This window comes from Collinsella tanakaei, assembly GCF_016900375.1.
Lineage (GTDB): Bacteria > Actinomycetota > Coriobacteriia > Coriobacteriales > Coriobacteriaceae > Collinsella.
Genome location: NZ_JACJKB010000005.1, coordinates 81255 through 107441, shown reverse-complemented (window position 1 = coordinate 107441; position 26187 = coordinate 81255). Strand labels below are relative to the sequence as shown.

General features: G+C 68.5%; 19 protein-coding genes. 10 read left to right on the top strand and 9 right to left on the bottom strand.

The window, feature by feature from the left end:
• Window positions 1–59: 59 nt before the first annotated feature.
• The 4 genes from H6A16_RS04860 to H6A16_RS04845 all read right to left on the bottom strand — a co-directional run bounded on the left by H6A16_RS04860 (window position 60) and on the right by H6A16_RS04845 (window position 4953).
• Window positions 60–638, bottom strand: coding sequence for an ATP-binding protein (locus H6A16_RS04860; protein WP_204616627.1), 579 nt, complete (start codon window positions 636–638; stop codon window positions 60–62).
• 2 nt (window positions 639–640) lie between these two features.
• Window positions 641–949 carry an STAS domain-containing protein gene (locus tag H6A16_RS04855; RefSeq protein ID WP_204616625.1) on the bottom strand — a complete coding sequence of 103 codons (309 nt, stop codon included), beginning with the start codon at window positions 947–949 and terminating at the stop codon, window positions 641–643.
• 25 nt (window positions 950–974) lie between these two features.
• A complete protein-coding gene (locus H6A16_RS11000; RefSeq protein ID WP_204616623.1) occupies window positions 975–2792 on the bottom strand; it encodes a SpoIIE family protein phosphatase in 1818 nt (605 codons plus the stop codon).
• A 208-nt stretch (window positions 2793–3000) separates the two neighbouring features.
• Window positions 3001–4953, bottom strand: coding sequence for a bifunctional metallophosphatase/5'-nucleotidase (locus H6A16_RS04845; RefSeq protein WP_204616621.1), 1953 nt, complete (start codon window positions 4951–4953; stop codon window positions 3001–3003).
• 306 nt (window positions 4954–5259) lie between these two features.
• Between H6A16_RS04845 and H6A16_RS04840 the strand changes: the two genes are divergently transcribed.
• Window positions 5260–6426: a LytTR family DNA-binding domain-containing protein gene (locus tag H6A16_RS04840; protein WP_204616619.1), complete on the top strand. Its 1167-nt coding sequence runs from the start codon at window positions 5260–5262 to the stop codon at window positions 6424–6426.
• A 12-nt stretch (window positions 6427–6438) separates the two neighbouring features.
• On the opposite strand, the gene recR is transcribed toward H6A16_RS04840, so the two are convergent.
• The 4 genes from recR to H6A16_RS04820 all read right to left on the bottom strand — a co-directional run bounded on the left by recR (window position 6439) and on the right by H6A16_RS04820 (window position 10923).
• The gene (recR, locus tag H6A16_RS04835; protein WP_204616616.1) at window positions 6439–7035 is read right to left on the bottom strand and encodes a recombination mediator RecR; all 597 of its coding nucleotides are present in this window, start codon (window positions 7033–7035) and stop codon (window positions 6439–6441) included.
• A gap of 45 nt (window positions 7036–7080) precedes the next feature.
• On the bottom strand, window positions 7081–7401 hold the full coding sequence (locus tag H6A16_RS04830; protein WP_204616614.1) for a YbaB/EbfC family nucleoid-associated protein: 321 nt from the start codon (window positions 7399–7401) through the stop codon (window positions 7081–7083).
• A 222-nt stretch (window positions 7402–7623) separates the two neighbouring features.
• Complete coding sequence (dnaX, locus tag H6A16_RS04825; RefSeq protein ID WP_204616612.1) at window positions 7624–10332, bottom strand: DNA polymerase III subunit gamma/tau; 2709 nt, start codon at window positions 10330–10332, stop codon at window positions 7624–7626.
• Window positions 10333–10728: 396 nt separating this feature from the next.
• Entirely contained in the window at window positions 10729–10923 is a 195-nt protein-coding gene (locus tag H6A16_RS04820) for a hypothetical protein (protein ID WP_204616610.1), read from the bottom strand.
• Window positions 10924–11020: 97 nt separating this feature from the next.
• Between H6A16_RS04820 and H6A16_RS04815 the strand changes: the two genes are divergently transcribed.
• The 7 genes from H6A16_RS04815 (at window position 11021) to pknB (ending at window position 21744) form a co-directional block, all read left to right on the top strand.
• The gene (locus H6A16_RS04815) at window positions 11021–11569 is read left to right on the top strand and encodes a hypothetical protein (protein WP_204616608.1); all 549 of its coding nucleotides are present in this window, start codon (window positions 11021–11023) and stop codon (window positions 11567–11569) included.
• Window positions 11570–11660: 91 nt separating this feature from the next.
• On the top strand, window positions 11661–13505 hold the full coding sequence (locus H6A16_RS04810; RefSeq protein ID WP_204616606.1) for a serine/threonine-protein kinase: 1845 nt from the start codon (window positions 11661–11663) through the stop codon (window positions 13503–13505).
• A 22-nt stretch (window positions 13506–13527) separates the two neighbouring features.
• Entirely contained in the window at window positions 13528–14463 is a 936-nt protein-coding gene (locus tag H6A16_RS04805) for an FhaA domain-containing protein (RefSeq protein ID WP_204616604.1), read from the top strand.
• A 7-nt stretch (window positions 14464–14470) separates the two neighbouring features.
• Window positions 14471–14884: an FHA domain-containing protein gene (locus tag H6A16_RS04800; RefSeq protein ID WP_204616603.1), complete on the top strand. Its 414-nt coding sequence runs from the start codon at window positions 14471–14473 to the stop codon at window positions 14882–14884.
• On the top strand, window positions 14881–16755 hold the full coding sequence (locus H6A16_RS04795; protein WP_239458210.1) for a Stp1/IreP family PP2C-type Ser/Thr phosphatase: 1875 nt from the start codon (window positions 14881–14883) through the stop codon (window positions 16753–16755). Before H6A16_RS04800 ends, H6A16_RS04795 begins: the two co-directional genes overlap by 4 nt.
• The gene (locus H6A16_RS04790) at window positions 16755–19649 is read left to right on the top strand and encodes an FtsW/RodA/SpoVE family cell cycle protein (RefSeq protein ID WP_204616602.1); all 2895 of its coding nucleotides are present in this window, start codon (window positions 16755–16757) and stop codon (window positions 19647–19649) included. Before H6A16_RS04795 ends, H6A16_RS04790 begins: the two co-directional genes overlap by 1 nt.
• A gap of 64 nt (window positions 19650–19713) precedes the next feature.
• On the top strand, window positions 19714–21744 hold the full coding sequence (gene pknB / locus H6A16_RS04785) for a Stk1 family PASTA domain-containing Ser/Thr kinase (protein WP_204616601.1): 2031 nt from the start codon (window positions 19714–19716) through the stop codon (window positions 21742–21744).
• Window positions 21745–21852: 108 nt separating this feature from the next.
• Here pknB and murB read toward each other — a convergent pair whose 3' ends face one another.
• Complete coding sequence (gene murB, locus H6A16_RS04780) at window positions 21853–22812, bottom strand: UDP-N-acetylmuramate dehydrogenase (RefSeq protein ID WP_204616600.1); 960 nt, start codon at window positions 22810–22812, stop codon at window positions 21853–21855.
• Window positions 22813–23549: 737 nt separating this feature from the next.
• Between murB and H6A16_RS04775 the strand changes: the two genes are divergently transcribed.
• Window positions 23550–25370: an energy-coupling factor transporter ATPase gene (locus tag H6A16_RS04775; RefSeq protein WP_342589717.1), complete on the top strand. Its 1821-nt coding sequence runs from the start codon at window positions 23550–23552 to the stop codon at window positions 25368–25370.
• Window positions 25345–26151: an energy-coupling factor transporter transmembrane component T family protein gene (locus tag H6A16_RS04770; RefSeq protein WP_204616599.1), complete on the top strand. Its 807-nt coding sequence runs from the start codon at window positions 25345–25347 to the stop codon at window positions 26149–26151. Before H6A16_RS04775 ends, H6A16_RS04770 begins: the two co-directional genes overlap by 26 nt.
• Window positions 26152–26187 lie beyond the last annotated feature (36 nt).

Below are 26187 nucleotides of genomic sequence, written 5' to 3'. Positions count from 1 at the left end.
CAGGTTCCGCAGCTTCCCGCCGCGGCACATCGGGGACGCGAGATGCGTCAAGCGATTCGCTAACGCATACCGGGATTGGGGCGGACGGCGATGCCGCTGATGCCGCCCACGACGCCGTCGAGCTCCTTGTCGTCCAGGCGCACGGTGCGCACGGATTCCTGCGGGATCTCGACGACCCTATCGCTGCGGTCGAGACGGCGGTCGCGCGCCCCGCCCCACAGCTTCGCAAAACGTGCTTTGTTCATAGCGTCCTCCCTTCTGTATTCATATGCGTCGGACAGCTTCCTCACTAATACGATACCCAATCCCCCAACGGGCACCTCCTCGATCGAGGAAGGTCGCTCCGGAAGGGGGCGGTCAAACGGATCGAACGGGACGCCCCTGTCGGCGATGGTCACCACGACGCACTCAGCTTCGTCATCGACGTAGATGCGCAGGTCGACAAAGGGGTCCGAAGCGGCATCCGGGTAGGCGTAGCGCACCACGTTGACGAACAGCTCCTCGAGCATGAGCTCGAGCTCGAGGCGCGTCCGCCTGGGAACCGACGTGCCCTCGAGCGCCTCGGAGAGCAGCTTTTGGGCAGCGGGCTCGGCGCTCAGGTCGGCCGGAAACCGGCGCTCGGCGACGCGGGCGCCCATGATCAGCTCACCTCGAAGATATCGATGAGGCCGGTGATCTCGAACACCTCGCGCACGTCGGGCACGCACGACACCAGGCGCACGCCGCCGCCCGCACCCGTCGCGCGCTTGTGGGCGCCCACGAGGACACGGAGGCCCGCCGAGGAGAGGTACTCCAGGTCGGCGCAGTCGAGAACGATATCCGCCGACTCCTCGAGCGCCTGCGTGATGGCGCCCTCGAGCTCCGAGGCAGTCGAGGTGTTCAGGCGCCCCGTGAGCTTCAGCGCGCCGGGCTTCCCGTCAACGTTCGCAATGGTCAACTGATCGCTCATGGGTAGCTCCCATCTTCTCGAAAGGTTATGCGGAAGTTGCCGGCGCCGCGGTACGCCGCAGGCACAGCACGGTGATGTCGTCGGCCTGGGGTGCGTTGCCGGCATAGGCGTGCACGCCCGCGAACACGTGGGCCATCATCTCGCTCGGCTCGCCGGTGGCCTGCGCCACCAGCTCCTCGAGCGCGGGCTCGCCCAGGCAGGTTCCGGATTCGTCCATCGCCTCGGTCACGCCATCAGTGTAGAGCACCAGCGTCTCACCCATCTCGAGCGTGCGGGTGAACGCACGGTACGAGACACCGCCGAACGCGCCGAGCATGAGGCCCGAACGGTCGCGCAGCCATACGATCGAGCCGTCGGCAGACCGCACGACCGGCGGGTTGTGGCCCGCGCAGGCGTAGCTGAGCGTGCCGTTCGTCGTGTCGAGCACGCCGAGCCACACCGTCACGAACATGCCCTGCTCGTTGTCGTGGCATAGGTCATCGTTGGCGCGCGCCAGGGCCTCGGCGGGGGCGCGGCCCTCCATCACGAGCTGCTTGATGATGGCCTTCGAGCGCATCATGAACAGCGCCGCCGGCACGCCTTTGTCGGATACGTCGGCCACGAGAACGGCCACGTGCGTGTCGTCGACCATGAAGAAATCGAAGAAGTCGCCGCCGACCTCCTTGGCGGGCTCCATCGAGGCCGCCAAGGTGAAGCCGCACTCGCCGGTAAAGGGCGGGGCGACCTCGGGCAGCGCCGACGCCTGGATGCGCGTGGCGACCGCGAGCTCGGAGCGGACGCGCTCGCGCTCGGCCGTGAGGGCCGACAGGCTCTTGGTGTAGGCGTCGGTCTCGTCGATCATCTCGGCGGTGCGATCGGCAAGGATGCCGATCTCGTCACGCGGCCAGGTGCGCTCGCGAATCGAGCCCGCGGTATCCGCCTCATGCGTCTGCGCGTAGGTGCTCACCATGCCCGAAAGGGCGCTCAGCGGACGCACGAGCTGGGAGCGGAACAGCACGAGCAGGGCCGCGAGGCAGATCACGTAGACCGCCACCGTGACGCCCAGGGTGGGCACCATCTGGTCCATGACGGCGCTGTCGAGCTCATCGGACGGGATGGACACGACGCACAGCCAGGTATCCGTGAACACCGAAGAGACGGGGACGTACATGAGGTAGCGCGAGCCGTCGGGCGAAAGCTCCAGCTCGGCAGGGGTCTTTCCCGTGTCGTAGGCGCGCCACAGACCCGGGTAGCTGCTCTCCGGGCACTCGATGTCGTCGCCGAGAAACGCGACGTCGCCCGCAGCCGGGGATTCCTCGCCTGCGATGCCGGCGGCGATGCACATGGCCGTCTGACGGTCGTCCTCGGGCGCGATGATCATGAAGTCCGAGACCTCGTAGGCGCTCTTGAGGCGGCTCAGCATGTTGAACAGCGAGTAGTAATACGAGGCGACGCTCACGCGCGCGTAGTTCTCCTCGGCCGCGCTGACCTGGGGCAGCAGTGCGTCGGCGGTCGGGGTGTCGCCCGCCAGCTCCGCCTCGTTGTAGCGCGCGATCAGGTCGTTATACGTGTCGTAGGCGAGCTGCTGCTCGGCAAGGAAGTCCTCGTAGGAGGTGCCGCGGTTGATGATGTCGCCCATATCGAGCCACGACGGCAGGTCGTTTCCCGCGTCGTAGCCGTTGGACGACGCCGAGGCGCCCGCGTAATCGGCAAGCTGCGCCAGACGCTGCGCCTGGGTATCCAGGTAGGTGCTGCGAACGCTCGTGTGGATGAACACCGCCGAGAGCGTGGCGGCGATGATGGCGAACAGCGCGAACGCGACCATGAGCTTGCGCACCAACCTGCCGGAACGGATATCTACCACGGCGTCTCCGCCTCCTTACGGACACGAACATGCAGCATATCTGCCTCGTATCGAGCTATCGTAACCAACCTTTCAGGCCGTCGCAGCGCGCCTGTCACGAATGGCCCTTATATGGAACAAAACGGTAACGTGCGGCGGGGTCGCTTGGCCCCGCCGCACGCGTATCATCGGGAATCCGCCGAGGCGGATGGGCCCAAACGCAAGTTGTCTACTTGCGGCGCGGGCGCCTCACGGCCATGCCCGCACCGATGCCGGAACAGACCGCGCCGGCGGCGAACAGGAGGCTGACGAGCGCGATGCCGTCGCCGGTCTGCGGGAGCGACGCGGCGTGTGCCGCGGAACCCGTGCCAGAAGCAGCGGCGTTCTGGCCCTGCCCCTCCCCGGTCGAGGGGCCGGCGGGCGTCTCGGGCGCGGGGCTCGGCTCCAGGTCGGGCGTCGGCGCCGGCTCCGGGGTCGGCTCGGGCTCGGGGGTCGGCTCGGGCTCGGGATCCTCGGCCATCTCGACGTACTCCGTCGAGCCGGACACGTCGGCGACCTTCTGCTCCCAGCCGTCCTGCGAAACCAGGTTGCGCAGGGCCTCCTCGCAGGTGCCCCACTCCGCCACGAGCTCCATGTCGCCGAACATCGGGTACTCATCGGTGCTGCCGGGCAGATAGCTGTTGATGGCCACGGTGTAGGTACGGGCGTCGTCGAGCGGCGCGCCGCCGACCTCGATGGACACGAGGCGCGAGCCGCGCGGCTGGCCCCAATCGATGCGCATCACGGCGCCGCCCACCACGAGCACCGAGCCCGAGTTGCTCGGCCAGCTGTACTGGTAGGGGTCCTCGCCGTTCTCGAGCGCCTCGATCTGCAGGGCGAGCACGTCGCGGCACGCCTTGGAGATGTCGAGCGAGGTCTCGATCGCCTCGCGGATCTCGGCGCCGGTGAGCTTATAGGTGGCAAGGGTGTTGCCGTAGGGCGAGATGGAGATGAGGTCGCCAGCGGTCACCTCGCCCGCCGTGATGCCGCCGCGGATGCCGCCGGCGTTCTCGAAGGCGAGGTCGGCTCCGGTCTCGACCAGATAGGAGCCGGTCACCAGATGGCCGATGGGCTCATCCTGGGTGCGGATGAGCTCCCAGCCGCCCGGAGCGGTGCCCGTGCTGTAGGGGTAGTCGCTCTCGCTCGTCCTCACGGGCTCGTCGAGGACCTCGGCGTTCATCTCGAGGATCATGTCGGTCGCCGCGGCGATATCCGGATCGGTGTCGGCGAATGCGGGGTCTGCCGTCGCGATCTTCTCCTCGGAGTGGTCCTCCACCGAATAGGTGCCGTCGCCGTCGTCGGCGATGTCGAGCGTGAGCACGCCGATGGTGCCGAAGTAGCTGGCGGCGGGGCTCGAGGGCGTCTCGACCACGGCGACCTCGGTGCCGTCGGCGGAGGTCACGGTGTCGTCGATGGAGATGTGCTCATGGCCGGAGACGACGGCATCGATGCCGCTCGTCTGCTCGGCGAGCTCCTGCGGGTCGGCGCTGTGCGACAGGCACACGACGATGTCGGCGCCCTGGGCGCGCAGCTCGGCGGCCATGTCGTCCGCGGTCTCGGCAGCGTCCTCGAAGCGCAGGCCCTCGACGTTCTTCGCAGGGGTGGAGGTGTAGAACTCCTCGTCGATGACGCCGAACACGCCCACGGTCACCGTGGTCGATGTGGGGTCGCCGCCCTCGTCCTCGAGCGCGACTTCGCGCAGCAGGTAGGGGTCGTCGAAGAGCTGCTCGCCCATCTCGGCGTCCACCACATTCGCCGCGAGGATCGAGAAATCGAAGGCTGCATCGATCGAATCGAGCTGCTCCGAACCATAGCTCCAGTCGTGGTTGCCCGGCGTCGTGGCGTCGACGCCCGCGGTCTCGAGCAGCTCGGCGATGGAGGTGCCCTTGTTGACCGTCGCGAACGAATTGCCGTGGAACGTATCGCCCGCGTCGAGCGCGAAGGCGGGATCGACCTCGTCGATGGTCTGCTTCAGCGCCGAGAAGGCGTTGATGGTCATCTCGGTGCCATCCGCCTCGTTCTCGTAGTCGACGGCGTAGTTGCCGTGGATATCGTTGATATGCACGATGTCGAGGGAACCGACCGACTGGGCAAACGCCGCGGCGGGGCACAGAAGGCCGCCGGCGACGGCGAGGGCAGCCATCGACGCCGCTACGCGGGACGATACGCTGGCCTTTCTCCCGAACATGCCATGCTGCATGGCAATCGCCTCATTTCTCATCTGAAGGGAGCGCAGGGCTCGTATCACATAGATGCAAATTGTACCGGCGCCGTCGAAGCGCGTGCAACGATTCCGGCGCGAACGGTGCCGACCCGGCGTGAAATGTAGCTGTTTTGGTAGCGCAGAAGGGATATAAAGGTGCGGTGCCGCGCCATCCTGCCTATGTACGCCCGGCGCCGAAGCGGCCCATCCGCATCGGTCGCCATCAAAAGAAAGGCTCTTTCGTTTATGGAATCCGTCGTCGTCGCGCTGTGGACCGTCGTCGGGCTCCTTATGCAGAATCTGCCCTGCGCGGCGCTCTGCGTCATCCCGTTTTCCCAAGGGGGCAACGACATATCGAGCGCGTGGCGCCATGTTTTCGCCATCATCGCCGTGGCGCTCGTGCCCTTCATCGCGCTCGCGGTGCTGCCGCTGCCCGGCTACGGGCGCTTCCTCGCGCACAACCTATTGGGATTTTGCATGATCGGCGCGCTGTGCCCGTACTACATGCGCGCCATCGAGGCCGATACCTCGCATAAGATCTTCGCCTTCGTGCTGGCGATGTGCTACGGCTACGCCGTCACGATGCTGTGGAACTTCATGATCGAGTCCTTCGACCTCGCGACAGACCCGGCGCAGACCTACGAGTTCTCGACCTTGGTGGCGCTGGCGCTGATCACCGCCATCTCGTTTGTCCCCATGTCGGCGCTCATGCGCTATGTCCGCACGCTGTTCGCCACCGGCATCGATGCGCAGGTCTGGTGGCATATGGCCATCCTGCCCGCCATCCCCATCGTGGTCTTGCTGCTCGGGGAGTGGCTGACGCCCATCGGGTTCATGCAGCCCACCTCGCCCCTTGCCCACATGGCGACCATCGCCATCGTCGTGGTCGTCTGGTGGACGCTTCGCACGATCGAGACGCTGCGCACGAACACGCTGCGCCAAAGCGAGCTCGAGGGTGCGCTCAGGCTCAGCGCCGAACGCAGGCGCATGCTGGAAGACCACCTCCAGGCGGAGCGCGGCCGCGTGCGGGAGCTCGAGGCGGAAATCGCCGAGCTCGGCGAGGCGCCCGCGCGCACCGATGCGCCCATCGTCATCGCGACGCCCACGCAGGCGACGAGCTTTTTGGCCGTAGACGTTCGGTTCGTGGAGTCGCTCAAGCGCGAGCGCATCGTTCATCTTGTCAGCGGGGAATCCATCCACCTGAGCGCATCGCTCGAGCAGATCGCCCAAGAGCTGCCCTCCGAGCAGTTCGTCTACTGCCACCGGTCGATCGTCGTGAACCTCGAGCGCGTCCGCTCGCTCGCGACCGGTGAGCTCACGCTTGACGACGGCACGAAGCTGCCGGTCAGCCGGCATCGGCAGGCGCAGCTGCGCGAGCAGGTGATGGGTCGGAAGGATAGCGGCACCGCGTAAGGCCGCGCGGCCTTAGAGCACCCGGCGCGCTTCGATGGCGCGGCCCAAGGTGAGCTCGTCGGCGTACTCGAGGTCGCCGCCCACGGGAAGACCGCTCGCCAGGCGGCTCACGGCCACGCCCAGCGGCTTGATGATGCGCGCGAGATAGCTCGCGGTGGTCTCGCCCTCGATGTTGGGGTTCGTGGCGATGATGACCTCCTGAATGTCCTCGGCACCCAGGCGGCCGAGCAGCTCGCGCACGTGCAGCTGCTCGGGGCCGATCTTGTCGATCGGGCTGATGACGCCGCCGAGCACGTGGTAGAGGCCGCGGTAGCTGCCGGTGCGCTCGATGGCGGAGACGTCGCGCGGCTCGGAGACCACGCAGATGCGGGTGGTGTCGCGACTCGCGTCCTGGCAGATGGCACACTCGTCGTCGGTCGCGTAGTTGAAGCACCGGCTGCAGAAATGGACCTGCGCCTTGACCGCCAGGATGGCGTCCGCCAGGCGGCGCGCCTCCTCGGCATCGGCCTCGAGCAGGTAATAGGCGATGCGCTGGGCCGACTTCGGGCCGATGCCCGGAAGCCTGCCCAGCTCATCGAGAAGAATCTGTAGACTGCGGTCCGCACTCATGGATGTCGCGCTCCCTGCGCAAACGGATGTTGGTTTGCCGGCGCTTTAGAACGGCATGCCCGGGATGTTGAGGCCGCCGGTGATGGAACCCATCTGCTTGTGGGCGATCTCGGTGACCTGACGAACGCCCTCGTTCACCGCGGCGACGATCATGTCCTGCAGCATCTCGACGTCCTCGGGGTCGCAGGCCTCGGGATCGATGGTGATGGACTCGAGCTGCATGCTGCCGTTGACGACGACCTTCACCATGCCGCCGCCCGCGCTGGCCTCGACGTTGGTGGACTCGAGGTTCTCCTGCGCGGCGGCGAGCTGCTCCTGCATCTTGCGCGCCTGCTTCATCATCTGCTGCATATTGATGTTGGCCATGGTGGCTCCCCTCGGTTCAGGCCGCCGGGCGTGCGCGCGGCGACACGGTTTTTCCGCCCGCTATCGTACCATGCGGGGCTCTGCGGTCGGGTGGTCCCGAAAACTCACCATGTATGGCCGGGCGCGGCCGTGTCGGCTGCCAAGCAGGCGGCCCCGCGGCTCGAAGCGTCTGCCTCGAGCCGCGGGGCTGCGTGTGTCGATATGCGGAATTGCAGCTGCGCGCTACTCGTTCGCGTCCTTGAAGACGACGTTACCGAAGATGCTGCTGAGCATCTCCTTGGCCTCCTCCTCGGTCTGGGGGACCTGGGCCTCGTCGGACGCGGGGGTCGGGGCGCCCACCCAGGGCGCAGCCCCCAGGGGCGCCGCCGAGCGATGGGGCGGCTGGACGGGAGCGGCAGGCGGGGCAGGCTGCTTGGGCTGCGGCGCCGGCGCGGCGGGCACGGGCGCAGGCGCGATGCCCGCAGGCGCCCCGAAGGGCGGCACGTCGTCGTCCTCGTAGGAGGCGATGGTCGCGTCGTCGTAGGGAACCTGCTCGTCCTCCCAAGCGCGGCGGTCGGCGTCGACGTCGGGCTCCGGCACGATGGTGGGGCCGCTCACCTGGTCGACCTGGGGAACGGCAGGCGCGGCGCTCTTCGAACCGGCGACCGGGCCCCACGGGAGGTCTTCGACCGGCTGGGCCGGGACGGCTTCGGCCGTCTGGGGTGACGCAGATGGCGCGGCGACGGAGGCAGGCGCGGCGCTCGGGGCAGATACAGCACCTGCAGCGGCGCGGGGCGTCTGGGCGGCTGGGACCTGCGCGGGCGCGGCGGCGCGGGACGTCGGGGCCTGAGCGGGAGCGGCATTGACCGCCGGGGCGCTTGGGGCCGCATGACCCGCGGGCGCAGCGGGAGCAGGCGTGGCCGGACGGTTCTCGGAAGCCGCCAGGGCGCTTTCAGCCGGAGCGGTCTGGGGCGACGACGCGGCAGAAGGAGCGGCCCCGTCGATGACGTAATCGACGGCACGCGGACCGAAGACCGCGGCGACGATCGGCATGATGAGCTCGTGCGAGTCGGCGCGACCGAGCATCTTGATAGCGAAGTTCGAGCCCTTGGGGAACCCGACGACCAGACGCGATCCGTCGTCGGACGCAGCGCGCGAGGACTGCAGCAGCGCACCGCGCGAGGCCTGGGCGGCCGTCACGCGCTTCACGACCTCGGTCCACTTGCGCTGGAGCTCTCCGGCGTCGGCAGCTGCCGGTACGGAGGCGGAAGCAGGCGCGGCGTCGGGTTGCGGTGCCTGGGACGCAGGGCTTGGGGCGGGCGCGGGCTGCGGGGCCACAGGCGCTGCGGGGGCAGCCGGCTGGGCCGCGGCCTCAACCTCGGGCGCGGCCGTGACAGGCCGCGGCTGTTCCTCACGGGCAGCGGGGGCAGGAGCCTCGGCTGGCTTCGCCTCAGGCTCAACAGGCTGCTTCGGCGCAGCGGGGACGGCCTGCTGCGTGGTCGCGGCGGCGGGGCGCGCCGGGGCGCTCGGGGTGGCAGCTGGCGCGGCGTTCGTATCGCCGGCAGACATCGACGGGGTCGCAGAGGGGCGCGCGGGCGCATCCCACGGCGCCGCCTGCGCAGCGGGAGATGCGACGCCCGCACCCGCCTGACGGCTGCCGCGAGCTGCGGAAACATCCCTGGCATCCGCCTGCGCCGCGGCGCGCGCCGCGCCCGGTCGCGCGGGAGTGCCGGTAAGGGCCGCGATGCCGGCGGCATCCAGCGGGGCGCTCGGAACGCCCACGGCAAGCTGGCCCTCGATGCGATCGAGACGCTCCGCCAGGGCCTCAAGGGTCAGGTCGGACTCCGGACGCGCCAAGCGCGTGCAGGCGATCTCGAGCACCAGACGGGGGTCGGAGGCACCGCGCATCTCGATGGCGGCGTCGTCCAGCACGGTGAGCACGCGGGCCAGCCGGTCGGCGCCCTCGAAGCGCGATGCCTCGTCAACCAGCGCCGCGACCTCATCCGGCGTGCCGTCGAACAGCTCGGGGCGGTTGCCCGCCACGCAAGCCGTGTACACGTCGCGCACGTGCGCCACGAGGTCACGTGTGAACTCGAGCAGGTCGTTTCCCTCGTCGACCTGCGCGCGGACCATCCCGAACAGACCGACGACATCGCGCGCGGCGATCGCCGTGGCGAACTCGGCGAGCACCGTGCTCGCCACCTCGCCCAAAAGCGCGCGGGCATCGCTCACGCGCACGGCGCCGTCGCCGAATACGGACAGCTGCTCGAGCGTCGAGAGCGCGTCGCGCATGCCGCCGCGGGCATGGCGCGCCACGATCTCGAGCGCCTCGTCGTCGGTATCGAAGCCCTCCTGCTCGCAGATATAGCGCAGGCGGCCCACGATGTCCTCGTTGGAGATGCGGTGGAAGTCGAAGCGCTGGCAGCGCGAGAGGATCGTCTCGAGGATCTTCTGCGGATCGGTCGTGCACAGGATGAAGACGACGTGGCTCGGCGGCTCCTCGAGCGTCTTGAGCAGCGCGTTGAAGGCCGCCGCCGTGAGCATATGGACCTCGTCGATGATGTAGACCTTGTAAGCACCGCGCACCGGGGCGAAGTTCACCGAGCTGATGATCTCCTCGCGCACGCTGTCGACGCCGGTGCGCGACGCGGCGTCGAGCTCGTAGACATCGGGATGCGTACCCTCGGCGATGGCCTCGCACTCGGGGCAGGTGCCATCGGGCATGCAGCCGCTCGCACCCTGGGCGCGCGCGGCGTCGGCATGCTCGCAGAGCAGCGCCTTGGCGAGGATGCGCGCCATCGTGGTCTTTCCCGTGCCGCGCGGGCCGCAGAACAGGTAGGCGTGCGACAGCCTGCCCTCCTGCACCGCGTGCTCGAGGGTCGACACGATATGCTGCTGGCCAACGACGCTCTCAAAGGTGAGCGGGCGATATTTCCGGTACAGCGACTCCATGGGGCTCCGTCCCTTTCGCAAAAATCGATTGCACCCATGATACCCGCTCGCCCTCCCACAGGGGCCATGTCCACTTTCAGGACGGAGATGAAAGTGGACAGTGCCGGCCGACGGGCGCCCTGTGCGCTTTCGGAACATCCCCCACCGTCTGACTGTGCGCTATAGGAACACATTGGGGGTCCACGACGTTCCTTATGCGCACAGCCAAGCGCGGCCAGTGTTCCCAAAGCGCACAGTCTGATGGCCTCCCTGGGGACGTAGCCGGAAGGCGCCGCCGCGTGAAAACGGGACAGGGGTTATTTCACATGGGGCGGCGTAATCGCCCGCCCCATGTGAAATAACCCCTGTCCCGTTTTCACGCGGCGGCGCCTTCCGGCTACGTCCCCAGGGAGGCCATCAGAGGTTGCGGGCGCGGAGGCGGCGGTCGATGTCCTTGAGGGTGATGCGGGTGGCGAACAGCTGGCGGTAGGTGGCGGTCTTCACCTTGCCTTGAGCCTTCAGCTCGTCCATCCGGGCCTCGACGTCGGCGTATTCGCGACGGACATCGGCAGCGAATTGTTCGTATGCCGCCAGGCGCTCCTCGTCGTTCATGCGGCCCTCCTTGCACGTTCGGTTAATCCGCACCCTCGCGGGTATGATAGGGACCATATTCTGCCACATGCTTCAAACGCGTCCCGAGGAAGTTTCCATGACCACCGACAAACCCACCGGCCAGCAGCCTGACGAGGTGCGCTTCATCGTCGACTACCACTACACCGACGAGCTCGTGGACCGCTTCGTCCGCCTGCAGGTCGACGAGATGCGCGGGCGGGCGCTGCTCATCGCGGGCGTCGCGCTCTTCTTCATCGGCTGCGCGCTCGCCATCACCTCCTCCGGCGCCCCGCGCTGGATCGGCATCCTGCTGGCCACCCTCGGCGTGTTCGCGTTCTGGTGCCGCTCCAACCTCGACCGCATCATGGCGAAGCGCTCGCGCGGCTCGCTCGACGAGGGCGGCAGCGGCAACCAGCGTCGCCTGATCGTCGTCGCCGACGACGGCATGGCCGTCGAAAAGAACGACGAGGACGCGCGCTTCTTCCCCTTCACCAACCTCACCGATGTGCTTGAAGACGACGAGATCTTCGTCGCCGTCTTCGGCGACGAAGGCGTCCTGCTGCCCCGCGATGCCTTCAAGTTCGGGTCCGCTGACGACTTCGGGATCTTCATCCAGCAGAAGCGCGACACGCACCGCGGCCGATAGCGGGCACACGGCGGCACGACACCTCGCCGCGGGACGCGTGGTACCATAGCGTCAGGCGATCCGACCACACCATCAACGCACCAAGGAAGCCATGCCCATCTTTCCCCCATCGCAACAGCGCACGCGCGTCATCGGCCCCCATGAGCGCAAGCCCGTTCCCGAGCGGGTCCCCGACGCCACAGCGGGCAACCTGCTGCGCCGCTACCGGCCGCTCGAAACGCGCGCGACCGGAGGCTTCGGCAGCGTCGAGATCTGCCTCGACGCCCGCCTGCAGCGGCGCGTGGCCATCAAACGCATCCCGCTCACCTCGCCCGACGTGCGCACGACCGCCGAGACGGTCGCCGACGCGCTCGCCGAGGCGCGCACGGCGAGCATGCTGCAGCATCCGAACATCGTCTCGGTCATCGATTTCACCTACGACACCGAATACGCCTACCTCGTCATGGAGTACGTCGACGGCATGAACCTCGAGGAGTTCCTCGCGGCGGTCGACGGCCACTCGCTCACCTACGACGAGGCGGCCTGCATCGCCGACGCGCTCGTTCAGGCCCTCACCTTCGCCCATGAGAACGGCGTTTTGCATCTGGATATCAAGCCTGCCAACGTGCTGATCGACCGCAACGGCCACGTGAAGCTCGCCGACTTCGGCATGGCATCCCTCACGAGCGCCGCGGGCTTCGGCGGCGCCCGCGGCGGCACGATCGGCTATATGCCCCCCGAGCAGCTGCGCGGCGACGCCGTCGACGAGCGTACCGACATCTTCGCCCTCGCCGCCGTGCTCTACGAGGCGCTCTGCGCCACCGCGCCCTTCCGCGCGGGAACCCCTGCCGATTCCGAGAAGCGCATCGAGGAGGGCGTGCTCTACCCGAGCGACCTTCTGCCCGACATCCCCGAGAACACCGAGGAGGCGCTACTTGTAGCCCTCTCGCCCGACCCCCGCGGCCGCATGGAAAGCGCAGCGGCCTTCGGCGACCTGCTGCTGCCCGGCCTGGGGCATGCGCGCGAGGGGCGCCGCAGCCTGGCCGCCCTCATCGCGCGGCTCACCTCCGACGAGGAGGACACCGACGATGCCGAGCCGCAGGGCCGCGCCGCCCGCACCTGGGAGCTCGACCCTGCCGAGGGCTACCTGGGCAGCCGCACCGAGCACGCGCGGCGCATCGCGTGCGGCGTCCTCGCGGGAGCCGCCGTCGCGGCCGTGAGCTGGGGCCTTCTGGGCATCATGGGGCCGGAGTCGGCCCTCGCGCGCGCGGCTGCCGCCCTGGCCATCGGCGCCGCGGCGGGCATCGCGCCCCAGATGGGATCCGCTCTCATCATCACCGGTTTTCTCGTCATCATGCTCGCCGGCACGCCCCTGCTGCCGGCGCTGCCCCTGGCCGCGCTCGCATGCGCGGTGGGCAGCGCCTGGTGGCTCGTCTGGGGCAGGCGCGACGCCCCCGCCTCCGCAGCGCTCGCCGTCGCCTGCGCGCTCGTGTCCCTCGTGCCCGACCCGACGCTTGCCGCCCCCTTCGCCATCGCGGCGGCGGGCTGCCTCACGGCGGGCTCGGCCGCAGCGTCCTCCATGGCGGTCGGCATGGTGCTCGGCAGGCTCGTGGCGGCCTTGGGCGCCGGCGGCGGCATGCTCGACATCGCAGGCGCCGCTGCGGCATTGGCCGACCTCCCCCTGCTCGCCAGCGCCGCGCTGGGCGCCGCCTGCGCGACGGGCCTTGCGCTTCTGCTTGCGCGCGCCTGGCAGCGCTACCTCGATGCGCGCGGTTCTGCGGGCTATATCCCCGCCTACCTCGTGCCTCTTGCTGCGGCAATCGTGCTGCTGTGTCTTGCACACCCTATGGAAATTCCCAGCTTATCGCCCTTGCAGTGGGCAACGGCTACGGCATGCGGGTCCGCATCCTCTATAATCGTTTGGATTTATATGTACCTATTCGGCTATCGCAAATAGTTCTACCGGAGTGTGATTGTTCGTGAACTTCCTGAGCACCTTCGAGGACCGCGTGGCGGGGATCTTCGGCGCCGCCCGCGCGCCGTTCTCGTTCAAGAAGCTTGCCCGCCAGGCGGCACACGAGATGGAAGACCAGACGCTCGTGGTCAACGGCGTCAACACGGCGCCCGCCCTCTACACCATCCTCATCGCCAACGAGGACGATCCCCTCATGGCGCCCTACTATCCGCAGCTCACCCGCGAGGTCAGCGAGTTCGTGAAGGCCAGCGCCGAGAAGAAGCGCTACACCTTCGTGGGCGAGCCCCTCGTCCGCTTCATGATCGACCCGTCGCTCAAGGGCGGCCGCTTCTCAGTGTTCGCCGAGAACGTCGACGCCGCGACCCTGGGCCGCCTCTACGAGGAGGAGCGCGCCTACCAGAAGGGCCTGTCGGGCCAGATGAACATCGTGAACCCGCGCCCCAAGGCGCCCGCCCAGCAGCAGGCCGCCCCGGCCGCAGCGTCCACCCGCCAGCCCGATCCCTTCGCGGCGCCCGACCCCTTCGCCCCCGCGCCCGAGCCCATCGCCGTGCCCAAGACCGTCACGCGCAGCCAGATGGACGCCATGGGCGCCGCAGGCGCCGCGGGCGCGAGCATCGCTTCCAACATGGCCTCTGCTCGCGCACCGCGCGTCGAGGCGCCGCTTGCCCAGCTCGTCGACGTCGTGACCGGCGACGTGCTCCCCATCAGCGGCTCGCGCTGCGTCGTGGGACGCGAGCGCGCCGCCGCCGACGTGGTCCTGCGCGACCCCAACGTCTCGCGCCGCCACGCCGAGCTGCTCTACACCGGCTCCGACTGGTCCATCGAGGACCTCAACTCCACCAACGGCACCCTGGTCAACAACCGTCGCATCACCCGCTGCCCCCTGCGCAACGGCGACCTTCTGACCTTCGGCCTCAGCACCTTCGAGTTCAGGGGATGATCCTCATATGATCGACCTCATCCTGTTTGCGGGCCGCATCGTACTCGTCGTCCTGCTGTACATCTTCCTGTTCGCGGTCATGAAGACCGGCGTGGGCCTCGTGCGCGGCCAGCGCCGTGACTCCGGCATCTGGACCATCGATGTCGACAAGGGACCCCGTGGCATCCGCGGCATCCATGTCGACATGCTGGGCCCCGTCATCGTCGGCCGCTCCCCCAGCTCCGACATCTGCATCAACGAGCCCTTCGTCTCGGCCTCGCATGCCCGCTTCTCGCTGCAGGGCCCCGCGCTCGTCATCGAGGACCTCAACTCGCTGAACGGTACGCTCGTGAACGGGCGTCCGCTCGCCGAGCCCGCCACGCTTCGCGAGGGCGATGAGGTCCAGATCGGCGACGTGGTCATGAAAGTGAATCGCCGATGACCGACGAGAAGACCACCTTCTCATACGCGTCCGACAACGCATCGGAATCCGATGCGGCGCGCGGCGCCCACATGGCACCCGCCGAGAGCGAGCCCGTGGGCAAGCACGCCGCGCCGTCGTATGATGCCGCCGATGCGCCGGCCGAGGCAGTCGAGCCCTGGGCGGAGGCCCCGGCGCCGATGACTCCCGCCGCGCCGGAGGAGGCTCCCGAGGCAGCAGCCGCGGTCGACCCCTTCGCCGGCGCCCAGCACTTCGCGGAGCCCGAGGCGTCGGATGCCTCGGCGGCGTCCGACGAGCCCGCCGAGCAGGACATCCCGTTCGCGCCGTTCGCCGCGGCCGCAGCCGCAGCCGAAGCCCCGGCTTCTACCTCCGCAGAGCCCTCCGGCGACGCCTTCGCGCACGCCGCCCCCAAAAACGATGCCGATATCCTGGGCGACCAGGACACCGGCGAGCTGCCGCCCCTCGACGCCCTCGAGGCGGCCGCGGCGGCAGCCGAGCTCCTCTCGCCCGACAACACGGCCGAGATCGACATCGCCAAGATGGAATCGCGGCTCACGGACCCCGGTTCGACCCAGAGCTTCGAGCCCATCACCGAGGAGCGCATCGTCACCGACTCGACCTACGACGCCGGCACGACCACCTCGCTCATGTGGGGTGCCCGCTCCGACGTGGGCTGCGTCCGCCCGCATAACGAGGACTCCTACCTCGTGGCATCGCCGCTGTTCGCCGTGTGCGACGGCATGGGCGGCCACGCCGCCGGCGAGGTCGCAAGCTCCATCGCCGTCGAGACCATCGCCAAGCTCGCGCCCAGCTCCCCCGACGCCGCCCAGCTGGCGGCCGCCGTGGAGGCCGCGAACGCCGCCATCATCGAGGCCGCCGCGCAGGGCGTGGGCCGTCCCGGCATGGGCTGCACCGCCACGGTCGCCTACATCGAGGGCAACACCATCGCCATCGCGCACGTGGGCGACTCGCGCGCCTACCTCATGCACGACGGCGTGCTGACGCGCATCACGCGCGACCACTCGTATGTGGAGGAGCTCGTGGACGCCGGCGAGATCACCGCCGACGAGGCGCGCATCCACCCCAACCGCTCCGTGATCACGCGCGCGCTGGGCTCCGACCCGGCCATGTACGCCGATCACTTCCAGCTCAACATCGAGGAGGGCGACCGCCTCATCCTGTGCTCCGACGGCCTGTCGAGCATGATCCCCGACAGCGAGATCGAGAACATCGCCGTCAAGTCGTCGACCGCGCAGATGTGCACCGACAACCTCGTGGACGCCGCGCTCGCGGCGGGCGGCGCCGACAACGTGTCGGTCGTCGTGGTGGACGTCGTCAACGACGGCCGCCTGGAGGAGGTCATCCGCACGCACCGCCGCAACGTGTTCATCGCCATCGGCGCGCTCGTCGCCGCGGTCGTCATCGGCTTCATCGCCGTGTTTCTCTCCATCGCCAACTCCGTCTTCCTCGGCGTGGACGGCGACACCGTGGGCCTGTACCGCGGCATCAATGCCGACGTGCTGGGCATCGAGCTCAACCGCCTGGAGGAGGAGACGTCCATCAAGCTCTCCGACCTTCCCGAAGACACCCAAAACCGCCTGCGCGAGGGCATCTCGCAGGAGAGCCTCGACCAGGCGTGGGACACCCTGTCCGACTATCGCCGCCAGATCGACGAGGAGAAGACCAAGAAGGAGGAGGACGCGGAGACGATCCGCGAGAGCGCCGAAGCCGAGAAGCAGGCGCAGGCCTCCGCCGAGAAGGAAAAGAAGGACGAGGAGAAGCAGCCTGCCGATAAACAGGAGGCGCCCGCGTCCGACTCCTCCGACGCCCCGGCAAACCAGCAACCGCAACCCCAGGAAGGAGGCGCCTGATGGGCAGCCGTCGCAATACCGAGCTGTTCCTGCTCGTCGCGTCCGCGTTCCCGGTCATCCTTCTGTATGCCCTGTACGTGGTCACCACCGGTACCCAGCTGAGCTTCGAGACGCTCGCCGTGCCCTTGGGCCTGTTCGCCGCGTTCGCCGCGGCCCATATCGCCGAGCGCATCCTCGCGCCCGGCGCCGACCCGGCCATCCTGCCGATCGTGTTCGTGCTCTCGGGCATCGGCATCACGTTCGTCACGCGTCTGAAGCCCGAGCTGGCCATGAGCCAGCTCGCCATCATGTTCGGCTCGATCGCCCTCATGGTGCTCACGCTCGCGCTCGTGAAGAACCTCGACATGGTCCGGCGCTACAAGTACACCTTCGGCATCATCGGCATCGTCTTGCTGCTGCTGCCGATGTTCATCGGCACCGAGATCTACGGCTCCAAGCTGTGGATTCGCATCGGCGATTTCACCATCCAGCCCGGCGAGTTCGCCAAGATCTTCATCGTGCTGTTCCTAGCGGGCTACCTGTCCGAGAACCGCGAGCTGCTGTCGATCTCCAACCACAGCTTCCTGGGCCTCAAGATCCCGCGCTTCCGTCTGCTCCTGCCGCTGTTCGTGGTCTGGGGCGTCTGCATGGCCGTCGTGGCCTTCGAGCGCGACCTCGGCAGCGCCCTTCTGTTCTACACCGTGTTCCTCATGATGCTCTACGTGGCCACCGGCCGCGTGAGCTACGTGATCATCGGCATGGTTCTGCTGCTTATCGGCGGCTTCGGCATGTACCAGATCATGGGCCACGTCCGCGTGCGCTTCAACATCTGGCTCGACCCCTTCGCCGACCCGCAGGGCGACGGCTACCAGCTCGTGCAGTCGCTCTACTCGCTGGCCGACGGCGGCCTCGTGGGCACCGGCATCGGCCGCGGCATGGCGACCAACATCCCGGTCGTCGAGTCCGACTTCATCTTCTCGGCCATCGGCGAGGAGATGGGCCTGCTCGGCGGCTCCGCCGTGCTGCTGCTGTTCATGCTCTTCGCCGTGCGCGGCCTCACCGTGGCGGCGCGCGCCAAAAGCGACCTCGCCGCGTTCATCGCGAGCGGCCTCACCGCCTCCATCTCGTTCCAGGCCTTCCTCATCGTGGGCGGCGTCACCCGCCTTATCCCGCTGACCGGCGTCACCCTGCCCTTCATGAGCCAGGGCGGCTCGTCGCTGCTCGCGAGCTTCATCATCGTCGCGCTGCTCATGCGCGCCGGCGACGAGGCCACCGGCCGCAACGTCGAGCTCGCGGGCTCCGGCACCGGCGAGGGCGCCGCGGCGATGGCCCCCTCGCTCACCGCTGCGGGCCTGAGCAAGGCCGGCACGCGCATCTTCGGCGCCGGGCATGCAGGCGCGCCCGCGAACCACGCCCGTCCCGGGTCGCGCATGCTCCGCCGCACCCTCGACACGCCCGAGAGCGGCGTGCTGGGCCGCGTCGCGCTCGCCAAGCGCCTCACCCGCGAGGTCGTCCTGTTCACGGGCCTGTTCGCCATCCTGATCGGCAACCTCACCTACGTGCAGGTCGTCATGGCCAAGACGTACCAGGAGATGCCCAACAACAACCACACCATCGCCAAGGCCGCCTACATCAAGCGCGGATCGATCATCACCGCCGACGGCGTGACGCTGGCCGAGTCGCTGCAGCAGGAGGACGGCACCTACGTGCGCTCCTACCCCAACGGCAACATGGCGGCGCACACGGTGGGCTACTTCTCGACGCAGTACGGCTCCTCGGGCATCGAGGCCTCGCAGAACGAGACGCTCACCGGCTCGCAGGACTACTCCAGCTGGCAGAACGCCATCAACTCGCTCGCCGGCATGACGCAGCCCGGAAACTCGGTGCAGCTCACCATCGACTCGCGCATCCAGGCCGCCGCCGAGCTGGCGCTGTCGGGCAAGAAGGGTGCCATCGTGGTGCTCGACCCGCGCACCGGCGCCGTGCTCGCCCAGGCCAGCGCGCCCTCCTACAACAACGCCGACGTGTCGGCCCTCATGGGCGGCGAGACGAGCGACGACGAGGCGTCGCTGTTCGACCGCGCCACGCAGGCGCTCTACACGCCCGGCTCGACCTTCAAGGTCATCACGCTCGCCGCCGCGCTCGACTCGGGCACCGCGACGCTCGACTCGATGTACAAGTCGCCCTCCAGCATGGAGATCGGCAACGCCGAGGTCGTCAACAACAAGGGTGAGGACCTGGGCACGCTGAGCCTCGAGATGGCCTTCGCTTACTCGTCCAACGTCGCCTTCGGCCAGCTTGCCAACCAGCTCGGCGCCGATAGGCTCGTGAGCTACGCGCGCTCCTTCGGCTACGGGCAGCAGCTCGGCCAGGACTTCTCGACCGCAACCTCCATCATGCCCGACCCGGCGCAGATGACCGAGTGGGAGCTCGCATGGGCTGGCGCCGGCCAGCCCGTCGGTCAGGGCCACGAGGCCGGCCCGCAGTCGACCGTCATGCAGAACGCCGTCATGGTGGCGACCATCGCCAACAACGGCCTCGCCATGAACCCCTACGTCGTGGCCCAGACACTCTCGCCCACCGGCACCGTCGTGCGGACCACCCAGCCCCGCTCGCTCGGCCAGGCCATCAGCGCCGCGGCCGCGCTGGACGTCAAGGAGGCCATGCTCGAGGTCGTCGACGAGGGCAGCGGCTCCGCGGCGTCGATCGCCGGGGTGCAGGTGGCCGGCAAGACCGGTACCGCCGAGGCGACGTCGGACCAGACGAACACCGCGTTCGTGGGCTTCGCGCCCTACGACACGCCCACGGTGGCGATCTCGGTCATGATCGAGAACTACGACGAGGACACCGATGAGTCCGCGGCGTCGATCGCCGGCCAGGTTCTGGCCGTAGCGCTCGACACCCAGGGCGCCTAAGGGCCGTCCGATCGAAGCGATATCAATGTGCACGCGATTGCATTTGAGCTGTGAGGAGTAAGAGATGGCAGAGCAGCAGACATTGCTAGGAGGACGATACCTCCTTAAAGACAAAGTGGGTGCCGGCGGCATGGCCTCGGTCTACCGCGCTGTCGACCAGGTGCTCGACCGCACGGTAGCCGTCAAGATCATGCTGCCCCAGTACGCGAGCGACGCCACGTTCGCCGCGCGCTTCAAGCAGGAGGCGCAGGCGGCCGCGGCGCTCTCGAGCCCCTACATCGTGGGCGTCTACGACTGGGGCAAGGACGGCGACACCTATTACATCGTCATGGAGTACCTGCGCGGCACCGACCTCAAGAGCGGCATCCGCAGCCACGGCGCGCTCGACCCCAAGAAGGTCGCGCAGATCGCGAGCCAGATCTGCGGCGCGCTCTCGGTCGCGCACAAGCACGAGATCATCCACCGCGACATCAAGCCGCAAAACATCATGGTGCTGCCCGACGGCAACATCAAGGTGATGGACTTCGGCATCGCGCGCGCCAAGAACAGCCATCTCACGCAGGACAACAACGTGCTGGGCACCGCCCACTACGTCAGCCCCGAGCAGACGCGCGGCCAGGAGCTCGGCCCCACCTCCGATATCTACTCCCTGGGCGTCGTGATGTACGAGTGCGCCACGGGCCAGGTTCCCTTCGACGGCGACGACGCCATCTCCGTCGCCCTGAAGCAGGTCAACGAGCTGCCCGTTCCGCCCTCGCAGATCAACCCCAACATCGACGGCGACCTCGAGCGTATCATCCTGCGCTGCATGGAGAAGGATCCGGCCAACCGCTTCCAGACCGCCGACGAGCTGCGCCGCGTGCTCAACAGCTACATGGCCGGCCGCACGGTCGACGTGCCCGAGCCCACCCGCGTGATCGGCGCGGTCGGCTCCGGCAACACGACCACGCGCGTCATGAGCGACAAGACCCAGGCCATGGCCCGCCCCGTGGGCGGCGCCGCGGCCGTGAACACCACCGGTCGCGTGGCGGCCGGCCAGTTCAGCACCGGTTCGTACGAGACCAAGAAGAACGACGGTATGGGCAAGGGCAAGATCGCGGCAATCGCGTTGGTGATCGTTGCCGTCGTGGCCGCCGCCGTCTTTGCCGTGAGCGGCATGCTCGCGCCCGCCGAGATGGTCGCCGTGCCCAACCTGCTGTCGCTCACCCGCGAGGAGGCTGTCAACCAGATCGGGGAGTACGGCTTCAAGGTCGGCGACGTGACCGAGGCCAACAGCGACCAGTACCCCGCCGGCCAGGTCTGCGAGCAGCATCCCGGCAGCGATACGCAGCAGCCCAAGGGCTCCGATATCGACATCGTCGTGTCCAAGGGACCCGAGCCCGCAGAGACCACCGAGGTTCCCGACCTCTCGAAGGCCACGAGCCGCGATGAAGCCGAGAAGATGATCATCGCCGCCAAGCTCAAGATCGGCACGGTCAAGGAGGACACCACCTCCGACGAGGACGAGGGCACGATCCTGGAGCAGAGCCCCAAGGCCGGCACGACCGTCGACGTCGACAGCACGGTCGACTTCACCGTGGTCGTCGCGCCCGACACCACCTCGGTGCCCGACCTCACCGGCATGACCCGCTCCGAGGCGTCCTCCGCGCTCGACGAGGCCGGCTTCGGCATCAACGTGACCACCGAGTACAGCGACGACGTCGACGAGGGCATCGTCATCAGCTGGAACCCGAGCGGCCACCAGGAGCCGGGCACGACGATCACCGTCGTCATCTCCGACGGCCCCGACCCGTCGACCGAGACCGTCGACGTGGACGCGCTCGGCATCGCCGGCATGTACGCCGAGGACGCGCAGGACGCCATCTCCAACGCGGGCCTGTACTACAACCCCGTCCAGGAGTCGAGCGACACCGTGCCGGTGGGCAAGGTCATCCGCTACAGCCCGAGCGGCGAGGTCGAACCGGGCACGACGGTGTGGATCTACATCTCGACAGGCCCCTCGAGCTCCGGCTCTGGGTCCGGGTCCAACTCGGACGACACGGGCGAGACCGGAAGCGGCGGCGACACCGGCGAGACCTCCTCGTCCACCGAGTAGCCTGCAAGTTTGGGGACAGGTCCCAAACTTTCATGAGCAAGCAAAAGCGCGGGATATCGGCCTTCCGATATCCCGCGCTTCTTGTTGTACGCAGCTGTTGGCAGCGGCTTAGAACTCGCCGATGCGCTGGACCTCGGGCTCGAGGTCGACGCCGAACTGGCGCTTGACCTCCTCCTGCACGTGCTCGATCAGCCCGTTGACGTCGGCCGCGGTGGCGCCGCCGGCGTTGACCACGAAACCGCAGTGCTTCTCCGATACCTGGGCGCCGCCCACGCGGCATCCGCGCAGGCCCGCGTCCATGATGAGCTTGCCGGCGAAGTAACCCTCCGGGCGCTTGAAGGTGGAGCCTGCGCTCGGCATCTCGAGCGGCTGCTTTTCCTCGCGGCGCTTCTGGTAGTCGTCCATGGCGACGCGAATCATGCGGCCGTTGCCCGGTGCGAGCGAGAAGGTCGCCGAGAGCACGATGAGGCCCTCGTCGTGCACGCGGCTCTTGCGGTAGCCCATCTTGAGGTCCGCCGTCTTGTAGGTGCGCACCATGCCGCGGGCGCGGCTACCGTCGGCAAGCGGCTCGCCCGGCTCGTAGACGTCCACGGACTCGAGCACGTCGGCGCAGCATGCGTCGTAGGCGCCGGCGTTCATGTGGCAGGCACCACCCACCGTGGCGGGGATACCCCAGAGGGGCTCCATACCGGTGAGCTCGGCGTCGGCTGCAGCCAGGGCCACATCGCGCAGCAGGGCGCCAGCTTCGGCGTGCACGCGCGTGCCCTCGCAGCTGATGGCACTCAGGTTCTCGCGCAGCAGCACGACCACGCCACGGATGCCGCGGTCGCCCACGAGCAGGTCGGAACCGTTGCCCACGACCGTTACGGGTACGTTCGCGATCGCGCAGGTGTCGAGCACCTTGACGACGTCCGACGTGCTCGTCGGCCGCACCACGACGTCGGCCGGGCCGCCGATCTTAAACGTCGTGTGCGCGCTCATGGGCTCAAAGAGGGTAAGGTTGTCCTCCCCTGCCGCTGCTCCCAGCGCGCAAAGCACCTCATCGCTGATCTGGCTGTATTCGTGCATGGCATACCGCCTTGTCGTTCTTGCAAATGGCCTATCTGTTCGACTATACCCTACGAGGGCGTGCGAGCACAGCGCGAGCGGGGTATCGGGCGACCGATAGAGGCGGCGGGCGGACGTGCTGCCCCGGCTCGCACGGGGACACGAAGGCCCCTTGGATGGAATTGCGACTTTTGTACCCGATGCAGATCTCGACCCCAAGCCCTGGGCGCCTGCAAAACCGGCCATAGCGCGCAAAGCGGCCAATACGACACCAAAGGAGCGCCCCACGTGAGCTCGCACGGGGCTGAGAGCGGTACAAAAGCCCCCATTTCATCCAGCGCAAATCGCTCGGAAGCCCGAGCATGGCGCGCGCTGGCTAAAATTGCAGCTTAAGCATTTTTGAAGGCGGCAGAGAAGCCGGTTTGGCTCCGGCAAAAGTTCCCATACGCCCCAAATCGAGAACAGGGGCAGCGATATCCGCCCCCAAGAGCCAAGCCAAGGGGGTCTGTAAAATGCTCAAGTTACATTTCCTGCCAACAGCGCCTCACGGATGCCGCCAGCACCTCCAAGGCGGGAGCGAAAACGCGTGCAGAAGCCCATGCGCGCTCGACACGCGCTGACGGCGCCGTTGTGCAACGCGGGTGGCAGCGCTATAGTGGCACTGCGTTGAAAACCCCAGCGTCCAGCCCCTATCCGCCCGGCTGACGCCGGCTCGGCGCGCGCCGACCCGCCATCTTCCCGAAGGGCCAACCCGTCCCGTGACTTCGCATGCATCCATCATCCAGCTCGACGACGTTACCTTTGCCTACCCGGGCATGGCATCGCCAGCGCTTGCGGGCATCTCGCTCGAGGCGCAACCCGGCGAGCACGTGTGCATCGTGGGGCCCAACGGATCGGGGAAGTCGACGCTCGCGCAGGTCGTGAACGGTCTGCTCACACCGAGCGCCGGGTCCATGCGCATCGGTGGCATCGATCCTGCCAACAGCGCAGAGAGCGCCCTCGAGGCGCGCCGCATGGTCGCCACGGTTTTCCAGCACCCCGAGGACCAGATGGTCACGAGCGTCGTGGCGGACGACGTCGCCTTCGGCCCCGAGAATCTCGGGCTGCCGCGCGGCGAGATCACCCGGCGCGTACGCGCGTCCCTTGCCGCGGTGGCCATCGAGAGTCTCGCGCAGGCAGACCCCGCCGACCTATCGGGCGGCCAGCGCCAGTGCGTCGCCATCGCGGGCGCTTTGGCCATGGATCCGCAGGTCCTGGTGCTCGACGAGCCGACCTCCATGCTCGATGCCCCGGGACGTGCCGCCGTGCGAAGCACCATCGAGCGCCTGCGCGAGCACGGCATCACCATCGTGCACATCACCCACGACGTCGACGAGGCGCTGGCCGCCGACCGCGTGGTCGCCCTGAACGGCGGCCGCATCGCCTGGGAAGGGACGCCCGACCAGCTCGTGCGCACACCAACGCTCTTCGCCGAGCTCGGCCTCGACGAGCCCCATACCGTGGACCTTGCACGCCAGCTGGAGGCACGGGGCTTCCGCCTGCCGCACACCATTGACGCCCAGCTGCTTTGCGAAGCGCTCGCCGACGAGCTCCGGACACGCCGCATCTCAACCGCCGTGCCCACACCCCAGAAGTCACGCGGGCACGACGCGAGCCAGCCCGCGGAGCCCGCCTTGTCGTTCAGCCAAGCTTCCTACACCTATGTGGACCCTCCGCACCGGCGCCTGCTGCCGTTCATCCACCGCGAGGCCCCGCGCGTGCCGTACGCCATCGACTGCGTGAGCCTCGCCCTTGAGCCGGGCACGGTCACCGCCCTCATGGGCCGCACCGGAGCGGGCAAGTCCACGCTCGCCGAGCTCGCCTGCGCGCTCAAGCTGCCCTGCGCAGGCGATGTCCGCGTGCAGGGCGCATCGACCGCCGACCGCGCCGCGCGCTCCCGGGTGCGGCGCGCCATCGGCTATGTCGGACAGTTCCCCGAGCGCCAGCTCTTTGCCGCAACGGTTCGCGAGGATGTTGCCTACGGCCCCACCAACCTCGGCATCGCCGCTGGCGATGAGCTCGACCGGCTCGTCCGCGACGCCCTGCGCGCCTGCGGCCTTGAGCCCACCGACGAGCTGCTCGGCCGCTCTCCCCATCAGCTCTCCGGCGGACAGCGGCGCGCGGTGGCGCTCGCCGGCGTCCTCGCCATGCAACAGCCTATCCTCGTGCTCGACGAGCCCATGGCGGGCCTCGACCCCGCGGGGCGCGACCGCATGCGCCGGCTCATCGTCCGCCTGCGCACTGAGGGCGCAACGCTGCTCCTCATCACCCATTCCGCCGATGACGCGGCGCTGCTTGCCGACCGCGTCGCCGTGCTCGACCGGGGGCGCCTCGTCGCGCACGGCCCCGCACGCGACATCTTGCGCGACCCACGCATAACGCTTCCGCAAAACGACGGCCTCGGACTCGGCGAGCCGTGGGCTCTCGGGTTCGAACGGGCGCTTGCCACGCGCGGCATCGACCTGCCGGCCGCCCCGCTTACGGTCGACGAACTCGTCGAGGAGGTGATCCGCTATGGCACGGCGCATCAGCCTCGGTAGCTATTACGCGGCGGTCTCCCCTATCCATGCGCTCGACCCGCGCGTCAAGATCGCGATTACGCTCCTCTATATGGTGAGCTGCCTGATCGCGCGGGGTGCGCCCGCGCTCGCGCTGGCGACCCTGCTCGCGCTCGCGACCTGCACGCTCGCGCGCATCCCTCTGGGCCGCTTCGCGCGGCAGCTCAGGCCCCTCGCGGCGGTTCTCGTGGTGACATCGCTCGTGAACCTCCTGTTCGCCGACGTCGGCGATGTGGTGGCCGCCTGGGGCCCCTTCGCCATCCGCACCGCAGGCATCGAGGCGGCGGTGCTCTACACCGTGCGCTTCCTGCTCATGTTCGCCATGGGCTCGCTGCTCATGCTCACCACCACGCCCACGGCTATCGCCGACGGCCTGCGCGGGCTGCTCGCCCCGCTCGAGCGATTCGGCGTGCCGGTCGGCGAGGCGGCCATGGTTGTCTCCATCGCCCTGCGCTTCGTGCCCACACTCGCGCGGGATGCGCGCGCCATCACGACCGCCCAGACCGCGCGGGGAGCCGACCTTGCCGGCCGCGGGCCGATCGCCTACGTGCGCGCCTGCATCCCGCTGGCAACGCCCCTGTTCACCGGCGCGATGCGCCATGCCGAGAACCTCGGTCGCGCCATGGACGCCCGCGGCTACACGGGCAGCGCCGAGCGCACGTGCTGGCACGAGCTGCGCCTGGACTCCCGCCGCGATGGCGCGGCGATCGCCGTGGCGGCGATCTGCCTTGTGGCCATCTTGGCGCTGAGCGTCATCGGCTAGCACCCCCCCCCGCCAGCGCCCGCTCGATTATCCGAC

Excerpts from the sequence above, each read along its gene's own strand:
- H6A16_RS04860 (WP_204616627.1), bottom strand. The coding sequence starts at position 638 with ATGGGCGCCCGCGTCGCCGAGCGCCGGTTTCCGGCCGACCTGAGCGCC.
- H6A16_RS04855 (WP_204616625.1), bottom strand. The coding sequence starts at position 949 with ATGAGCGATCAGTTGACCATTGCGAACGTTGACGGGAAGCCCGGCGCG.
- H6A16_RS04845 (WP_204616621.1), bottom strand. The coding sequence starts at position 4,953 with ATGGCTGCCCTCGCCGTCGCCGGCGGCCTTCTGTGCCCCGCCGCGGCG.
- H6A16_RS04840 (WP_204616619.1), top strand. The coding sequence starts at position 5,260 with ATGGAATCCGTCGTCGTCGCGCTGTGGACCGTCGTCGGGCTCCTTATG.
- recR (WP_204616616.1), bottom strand. The coding sequence starts at position 7,035 with ATGAGTGCGGACCGCAGTCTACAGATTCTTCTCGATGAGCTGGGCAGG.
- H6A16_RS04830 (WP_204616614.1), bottom strand. The coding sequence starts at position 7,401 with ATGGCCAACATCAATATGCAGCAGATGATGAAGCAGGCGCGCAAGATG.
- dnaX (WP_204616612.1), bottom strand. The coding sequence starts at position 10,332 with ATGGAGTCGCTGTACCGGAAATATCGCCCGCTCACCTTTGAGAGCGTC.
- H6A16_RS04820 (WP_204616610.1), bottom strand. The coding sequence starts at position 10,923 with ATGAACGACGAGGAGCGCCTGGCGGCATACGAACAATTCGCTGCCGAT.
- H6A16_RS04815 (WP_204616608.1), top strand. The coding sequence starts at position 11,021 with ATGACCACCGACAAACCCACCGGCCAGCAGCCTGACGAGGTGCGCTTC.
- H6A16_RS04810 (WP_204616606.1), top strand. The coding sequence starts at position 11,661 with ATGCCCATCTTTCCCCCATCGCAACAGCGCACGCGCGTCATCGGCCCC.
- H6A16_RS04800 (WP_204616603.1), top strand. The coding sequence starts at position 14,471 with ATGATCGACCTCATCCTGTTTGCGGGCCGCATCGTACTCGTCGTCCTG.
- H6A16_RS04795 (WP_239458210.1), top strand. The coding sequence starts at position 14,881 with ATGACCGACGAGAAGACCACCTTCTCATACGCGTCCGACAACGCATCG.
- H6A16_RS04790 (WP_204616602.1), top strand. The coding sequence starts at position 16,755 with ATGGGCAGCCGTCGCAATACCGAGCTGTTCCTGCTCGTCGCGTCCGCG.
- pknB (WP_204616601.1), top strand. The coding sequence starts at position 19,714 with ATGGCAGAGCAGCAGACATTGCTAGGAGGACGATACCTCCTTAAAGAC.
- murB (WP_204616600.1), bottom strand. The coding sequence starts at position 22,812 with ATGCACGAATACAGCCAGATCAGCGATGAGGTGCTTTGCGCGCTGGGA.
- H6A16_RS04770 (WP_204616599.1), top strand. The coding sequence starts at position 25,345 with ATGGCACGGCGCATCAGCCTCGGTAGCTATTACGCGGCGGTCTCCCCT.